2 protein-coding genes are annotated in these 1,566 nt (G+C 77.5%); one reads left to right on the top strand and one right to left on the bottom strand.

The window, feature by feature from the left end; all coding sequences use genetic code 11:
* Nucleotides 1-97: 97 nt before the first annotated feature.
* The gene (locus tag ACFWEK_RS21560) at nt 98-1,033 is read right to left on the bottom strand and encodes an alpha/beta hydrolase family esterase (RefSeq protein ID WP_430555366.1); all 936 of its coding nucleotides are present in this window, start codon (nt 1,031-1,033) and stop codon (nt 98-100) included.
* 66 nt (nt 1,034-1,099) lie between these two features.
* Here ACFWEK_RS21560 and ACFWEK_RS21555 point away from each other — a divergent pair, with 66 nt between their 5' ends.
* On the top strand, nt 1,100-1,498 hold the full coding sequence (locus ACFWEK_RS21555; protein WP_430548428.1) for a hypothetical protein: 399 nt from the start codon (nt 1,100-1,102) through the stop codon (nt 1,496-1,498).
* Nucleotides 1,499-1,566 lie beyond the last annotated feature (68 nt).

Below are 1,566 nucleotides of genomic sequence, written 5' to 3'. Positions count from 1 at the left end.
CCTCGGCCACCGCACGCACACGGTCAGCCGGGACGGCGGCGACTCCTTCGCCCGCCCCTTCTCCGCCCTCCCCGAGACAGGCGAGCCTTGGTCGTCGTCAGCGCGCTCCCGTGACGAGGTCGAGCAGCGCCGTCGCGAACTCCGGGGCGAGCGAGGGGGAGTGGTCCGCGCCCGCGATCGACCACAGCTCGACCTCGGCGCCGCCCGTGCACCCGGCCCACGTCCTCACCGTGGTCTCGGCGCCGGCGACCGCGCTGTCGAGGTCGCGCCGGTCGGGAGCGGTGACGGGGGCCGCCGCGCACCCGTCGTGACGTGCCCACGCGGCGGCCGACTCCGCCGCCGCCGGGTAGGCGTGCCCGTCGCGGGTCCCGCCGCCCGCGCGGATCACGGGGTCGTCCGCGCCGTGCGCCTGCACCACGGTCACCGGGCGCGACGGCCGGCAGGCGCCGTCGTCCGCCGGCATCGCGCCCGCGAGCGACACCACGACGGACACGAGGTCGGCGTGGTCGCACGCGGTGCGATAGGCCATGAAGCCGCCGTTGGAGTACCCGACCACAGCGACCCGCTCGGGGTCCACGGCGTACGTGGCCGCGAGCGTGCGGATCACCTGCGCCAGGTACGCGGAGTCGTCGACGCCCGCGCGGTCGGCGCCGCAGCAGGCGTCGGTCGCGTTCCAGAACCGGCGCCCGTCCGGCCCCTCGGTGCCCTCGGGGAGGGCGTAGAGCACGCCGCGCGCGAGGGCCTGGTCCCGCAGCCCGAGCATGGCCTCCGCGCGCGCCGCGTCGGAGCCGAAGCCGTGCAGGACGAGGAGGAGCGGGGCGGGGAGGTCGGGCTGGTAGGCGGGCGGCACATGGAGCTGGACGGGCCGGCCGCCGACGTCGACGACGCCCGCCGTGCCTGCCGGCATCGCCTCGGCAGCCGCGAGCACCAGGGGCTGCTCGTCGGCCTGCGGAGGCACGGCGGAGCCGCAGGCCGTGAGCAGCAGGGTGACCAGCGCGACGAGGGTCGCCAGGATCGGGCGGTGCGCCGGCATGCCGTCGATTGTCGCGTGCGAGCGGCGCCCGGCATAGGCTGAAAACGGTGCGGAGGTGGTGCTCCGATGACGTGGCAGCTGGCGCTCCTGACGGCGGCGTTCGCGCTGGTCGCGACGGTCGCCGCCCGGTCGTGGGCGCATTCCGACGCGCACCGGGACGCCGTCGCCCGCCGGGCGCTCCGTCGTCGTGCCCCCGCCGCCGACCCGCTGCTGACGCTGACCGTCCAGGTGCGCCTGGGGGAGCTGGCGCGCGAGCTGCGCGCCATCGACGCCGACCCGCAGGTCTACGCCCGCGCCCACCACGCCCGCGCCGCGCAGGGCGCCTACGACGCCCTGCTGCGCGAGGCGTGCCGCCTCGCCGGGCTGAGCGTCGTCGACCTGCCCATGCGCGCCGGCGAGCGGGCCGAGTCCGCCGAACGGCTGCGCGAGGAGCTGGAGCTCAGCTCCCGCGGCTGGTCCTGGTGACCGGCCGAGGGAGGACGGGATCTCGAGGGAGGACGGACGACGGCGAGGGAGCACGAGGGCCGCGGCGG

The sequence above is a fragment of the Isoptericola sp. NPDC060257 genome (assembly GCF_042726645.1).
Taxonomy (GTDB): domain Bacteria; phylum Actinomycetota; class Actinomycetes; order Actinomycetales; family Cellulomonadaceae; genus Isoptericola; species Isoptericola nanjingensis.
The sequence above is the reverse complement of the archived record's forward strand: the minus strand, read 5'-3'. Positions and strand labels throughout refer to the sequence as shown.

Coding starts and splice junctions, on each gene's coding strand:
- ACFWEK_RS21555 (WP_430548428.1), top strand. CDS start 1,100: ATGACGTGGCAGCTGGCGCTCCTGACGGCGGCGTTCGCGCTGGTCGCG.
- ACFWEK_RS21560 (WP_430555366.1), bottom strand. CDS start 1,033: ATGCCGGCGCACCGCCCGATCCTGGCGACCCTCGTCGCGCTGGTCACC.